Origin of the sequence: Microcystis sp. M090S1 (genome assembly GCF_020246295.1) — a bacterium.
GTDB lineage: Bacteria > Cyanobacteriota > Cyanobacteriia > Cyanobacteriales > Microcystaceae > Microcystis > Microcystis aeruginosa.
Genome location: NZ_JADBTF010000396.1, coordinates 1 through 4,644, shown reverse-complemented (window position 1 = coordinate 4,644; position 4,644 = coordinate 1). Strand labels below are relative to the sequence as shown.

General features: G+C 38.9%; 5 protein-coding genes and 2 pseudogenes. 2 read left to right on the top strand and 5 right to left on the bottom strand.

What is annotated here, in order from left to right; translation table 11 throughout:
* From IM477_RS17625 to IM477_RS17605, 5 genes and pseudogenes are all read right to left on the bottom strand, one after another.
* A pseudogene (locus IM477_RS17625) lies at positions 1-194 on the bottom strand (lipid kinase); the annotation flags it as partial.
* 169 nt (positions 195-363) lie between these two features.
* Positions 364-1,302, bottom strand: coding sequence for a glycosyltransferase family 2 protein (locus IM477_RS17620; RefSeq protein WP_287732846.1), 939 nt, complete (start codon positions 1,300-1,302; stop codon positions 364-366).
* Positions 1,303-1,317: 15 nt separating this feature from the next.
* Positions 1,318-1,947: a DUF6817 domain-containing protein gene (locus IM477_RS17615; protein ID WP_147070825.1), complete on the bottom strand. Its 630-nt coding sequence runs from the start codon at positions 1,945-1,947 to the stop codon at positions 1,318-1,320.
* A 42-nt stretch (positions 1,948-1,989) separates the two neighbouring features.
* Positions 1,990-3,126 (bottom strand): glycosyltransferase family 2 protein, encoded by a 1,137-nt coding sequence (locus IM477_RS17610; protein WP_287732845.1) that lies wholly within the window; start codon positions 3,124-3,126, stop codon positions 1,990-1,992.
* Between the two features lie 4 nt (positions 3,127-3,130).
* The gene (locus IM477_RS17605) at positions 3,131-3,931 is read right to left on the bottom strand and encodes an aldolase/citrate lyase family protein (RefSeq protein ID WP_147070829.1); all 801 of its coding nucleotides are present in this window, start codon (positions 3,929-3,931) and stop codon (positions 3,131-3,133) included.
* 44 nt (positions 3,932-3,975) lie between these two features.
* Here IM477_RS17605 and IM477_RS17600 point away from each other — a divergent pair, with 44 nt between their 5' ends.
* The gene (locus tag IM477_RS17600) at positions 3,976-4,446 is read left to right on the top strand and encodes a dTDP-4-dehydrorhamnose 3,5-epimerase family protein (protein ID WP_147070831.1); all 471 of its coding nucleotides are present in this window, start codon (positions 3,976-3,978) and stop codon (positions 4,444-4,446) included.
* Between the two features lie 5 nt (positions 4,447-4,451).
* A pseudogene (locus tag IM477_RS17595) lies at positions 4,452-4,644 on the top strand (amino acid ABC transporter substrate-binding protein); the annotation flags it as partial.

Genomic DNA, 4,644 nt, shown 5'->3' with positions numbered 1-4,644 from the left:
TCGCCATCGGTGTTAATACTATGGGGTTTACGAGTCTGAATTTGAATTTCTTTCCCCTTAAGAGTTCTCACCCAAGATAATAAACCCTGTTGTCCTCGCGGTAATGTCCATAAAAGCGGGAAAATTTGCCACCATTGTTCAATTTCTAGGCTATATAAATCTAATCTTTGATCGTCGATTTGGGCATCATGAGCGAAGGTTCCTTGTTGCAAGGCAGAGCCTTGGAACACAATATCGAAGGCTCTGCCTTAAAGTAGTATTCAGGTAGAACCGGAAGAGAGCGTTCCCAGGTTCTACCTGGGAACGAGATAATAATTCTCCTTTGAAAGCTTGAGCAAGGATACTGGGAAGGATTGCGTCACTTCACTTTGTAGTTTTTAAAATTACGCTTTTTCTGGAAGGGCGATTATTACGGGATCTCATTGCCTTAACTAAAATATTCCAAGACCTCATAGATAATACGGCAGGAAAAGAGATTCTGATGGCGAAAACAAAATGTTTTTGTTTTAAGGCCACTAATAACCAATGTAGTTTAACATAATTACATATATATGAGAGTGGTGGCAGAACAGACTGATATTTTGGATTAACTAAGTTATATATTTTCTCTTTGATCAAAATGTTAGTGTTGAGTCGCTTTAACAATGAAGACTTTTGATTATAACTACCAGACCAAACTACTCGATACACCAAACAGGAGTTAACAAACACAGCATCCCCAAACTGAGCAATGCGAAGCCAGCAATCAATGTCATTATAACAGTCATCTAAACTTGAATCCCAACCCCCTGAGTTAAGAAAAGCATCTCTGAGAAAAGCAACTTGGCTAGTTGTTCCGAAGGGAACTTCTTCTAGGAGCATACCATAGTGTATATCTGCTTGAGCGATATAGAAAGCCTGTTCAAGTCCTATTTTTGGAGTTTGACAGATTTCTACTCCTTTAATATCCACCTGTGTCGCCTGACAGGAACAAATGACAGCTTCGGGATACTGAGCAATATTTTTCATTATTTCCTCTATACAATTAGGGGCAAGATAGTCATCATCATCGAGTAGTTTAATCCAATCTCCTTGAGCAGCTTTAACCCCTACATTTACCGAAAAGGATTGCCTCATATTCTTGAGATTACGATAGAAGATAATATCTTCCCCCAGGCTTTGAATATATTCTGCTGTACCATCAGAGGAACAATCATCAACCACAATGACTTCACAGGGAATAGATTGATTTAGGGACGAAGCGATTGCTCTTTTAAGCAACGATAAACGATTGCAGGTTGTAATAACAATACTAAATTTCATCTTTATTAACCATAATTAAATTTTTCTCCTATGAGCCATCAGAAAATCAGCATAAGCTTTTTGAGTCAGGAAAGGTTTAGCTTTAAGATAAAATTCTTGATGACGATAATCACGGGTATAAGGTAATTGTTCTAAGTGATCTGCTAAACGAATAGTTATTAAAGCACTAAGCTCTGTTTGAGTTAAAATTATTTCCTTGTTATCACGATAATTTATCAGTTTAAATTCATTAACTTGCTCAAAATTAGAGGGGAAATGTTTTCTATCTTCAAGACAATAATAGTAAACTAATTTTTCAGCATCAGAACCAATAGCATCCTTAATTATACCTCTTTGTTCTAGATTAACCAAACTTTTTCTATAGCTATAAGTTCCATAGATGCTGTGATAAAGACCAGCTAGACAAATCTCTTCAGATGAGTTCCATTTTTTCAAGATTCTATAAGTTCCTAATAAATGACTATATAAAGAGCGTTTATTAAGATGTTCAGTGGAATCGGTTGCTAATTTCTTCAAAATTTCTCTTTGCTCTTTAGGGGGATCATATTGTCTATCTTTCCATAAATATATAAATTCACCTACAATATTTGGGGCGAAGTGTTGTAAGTTTTTCAATCGATTTTTAATGAGGGTATTAGTAGCCATATTGTTGATTGAATTAATGATTATATAATTTGTCAGAGGAATTTATCGGGGCATAAGCTTATTGCTTATCAAAGGTGCAAACTCTACTAATAAAGCCCATAAACTTAGGTCAAATGGATGTGCTAATAGATGTCTCGGAAGGATTCTGCTTAAAGCAATTCGCTCTCTCAATCCTTGGCGGGTTTTGGCTGCCTTATTTGGCCAATGTTCGAGGATGATTTTCAAAGTAAATTCTTGAGGATCTAAGTAAGGATATAAAAACCATAACAGCAAGTTACACATTGAGCTAATAAAAGCAGTTGACTCATTAGCTAGACTTTCTTCAAAGGAAATAGCACCTTTCACCAGCAGTGATTGATCAGCAGTGATAGTGGCTGTGATAATATCCAACATATTAGTTAATGATTTCAATCTATTTTCCAGTAATACAGCATCTTGGGGATAGACAGAAACCCGATAACGAAGAGCATCTGCTAAAGTGTTTATGTGATTATCTATTAATTTTTCAAGGTTTTGTAGTCTTAACTTCGTCCCCTGAGAATTATTATGGCGACGATATCCAACCGTAATACAATGGTTTCTTATCAGAGATTGATTAACACTTAACCTTAACCAAGTATAGTAATCTACAGCAGTTCCCGTAAACTGTGTTGGCCAGCCATTGATGGAATCGAGTGCTTCGCGTCGAATCACAACAGCTGAGGGAGTGGCGACAGAATTGGTAGGGAAAAAGTCCCAAGGAGCAAAAAACTGAGAATTGAGGACTGGAGAGGGAAAATTTAGGCTATCTTCATAAAAATGGGCGCAATTGGCTACACAAGCAGCAGATTGGGGAAATTGTTCTAGGATCGTACTCATAAGGCGCAGGTGATCTCGATGCCAGATGTCATCCTGATCGAGAAATGCTACTAGAGGCGCAGTAGTATGTTTGAATCCAAAATTGCGGGCGCAATGAGAACCCTTGTCAGGATTTCGTAATAAAGTGATACCTGAAAAAGACTTGACAATCTCTAGGGATTCGTCCTCAGAACCATCGTCAACCACTACTATTTCTCTCGGTGGTTGAGACTGGGAAAATACTGACTCGAGTGTTTGTCGAATCCATTGAGAGCCGTTGAATAAAGGGATAATAACAGCTACGTCCATAACCTTGGCGTTTTGATCTATAAGCCATATCATAATTCTAATTTGCTCCCAGTCGCTTTAAAAATGTGAGCTGATCTGCTAAAACTGCTTCCCGACTGCGAAGACGCGCCGCTACCCAAGCAGCCCGAATCGCTTGGATCTCCGCCTGAAGATTCCGTCCACTCATTTCGTTTTTAAAAGTACGCCTCAAAACACTTAAACCGCAATTGATCCGCGCCATCTCATGCAGAAGTTCGAGGAAGGGTATAGGGTTGCCGCCACTAATTCTCGTTACTCCACCGAATCCAACGATACGATTGTTTAAAATTTGAAAAATTTGTTCAACTGTACCATCTGCCAGTAAATCCCAAATAGAGTTTTTTTGGCGTGAAATCATTAAATCATTCAGTCCAATATAACTATAGTCCCAACCTAGATCTCTAAGCTCATGGCAATGTTCTACTAATGTGTGAGTCTCAATTTGGACTAGGGTTTTAGCTCTTCCATTGACTAGAGAAATAAATTTATCTACCTCACTGGGAACTTTTGCCATCGGTAGCATAATAATCTTAGCTCCAGAATCTAGGGCAGTTTCTATCTCGTCAGAAGTATTGTTATCTAAGGGATTAATTCTTACTGTAATTGGGATGGAGATAACTTCAGCTAGAGCAACCACATCTTCTGGTGTATCGGCGTTGATTTGGGTTGAATAGCTAATCTGTCGCTCTCGTTTACCAATCCGTTCCCAGTCTACAATGATACTATCAATCCCTACTTGCTCGGCTTGTTTAGCCAATAAAGCATCTGTGGTAAATAGAAATAAACGCAAATGGTCAATATCTGTAGTATAGTGGCTCATTATGTGGTTCCTTATAGTGATAAATGGTTCTTAAGTCTTTAGCTATGACAAAGTTAACACAATCTAATGAGCAATGGATAGAAGGTGTAGAAGTTTGCCCTCTCAAGTTATTGCCAAATGAAAAAGGACGACTCATGGAAATTCAACGGGCTGATGATAAGATTTTCCCCGGCTTTGGACAAGTTTATATTACTTCAACTTTGCCCGGTATTGTTAAAGCTTGGTACAGACACACAACGCAAATTGATCAAATTGCCGTCATTGTAGGACTGTTGAAACTTGTCCTTTACGATGATCGGGAAACCTCACCCACCAGAGGCAAAATTAACACGATATTTTTAGGCGAATTGGCTCCTAAACTGGTACAAATTCCTCCCGGTATTTGGCATGGTTTTCAGACAATTGGCGAGCGGGAAGCTTTTGCACTGCATCTAAACTCGGTCGCTTTTCAGGCAGACGCACCAGATGAAGATCGCTTACCTTATGATACTAATATTATTCCCTATCAGTGGTAAACTAAGTGGTAATATCTAAGGAACCCTTGGCCCCGGCCGTGGCCGATGGTGATCCCCCTTGGTCGAATGCCGTCCGCTCGATCGTTTTTAGTTTAATTCAAGGGGAAGAATTTGGGATTAACTCCCAAAATATTGCCACTTTTGCCGACAGCAAAGACCCCAGTATTCGGCGCTTTTTGGGTATCGATGAGAAGTTAG

What these genes read in the sequence shown, in the direction of transcription:
- IM477_RS17620 (WP_287732846.1), bottom strand. Translation starts at nt 1,302, where the DNA reads ATGAAATTTAGTATTGTTATTACAACCTGCAATCGTTTATCGTTGCTT.
- IM477_RS17615 (WP_147070825.1), bottom strand. Translation starts at nt 1,947, where the DNA reads ATGGCTACTAATACCCTCATTAAAAATCGATTGAAAAACTTACAACAC.
- IM477_RS17610 (WP_287732845.1), bottom strand. Translation starts at nt 3,126, where the DNA reads ATGATATGGCTTATAGATCAAAACGCCAAGGTTATGGACGTAGCTGTT.
- IM477_RS17605 (WP_147070829.1), bottom strand. Translation starts at nt 3,931, where the DNA reads ATGAGCCACTATACTACAGATATTGACCATTTGCGTTTATTTCTATTT.
- IM477_RS17600 (WP_147070831.1), top strand. Translation starts at nt 3,976, where the DNA reads ATGACAAAGTTAACACAATCTAATGAGCAATGGATAGAAGGTGTAGAA.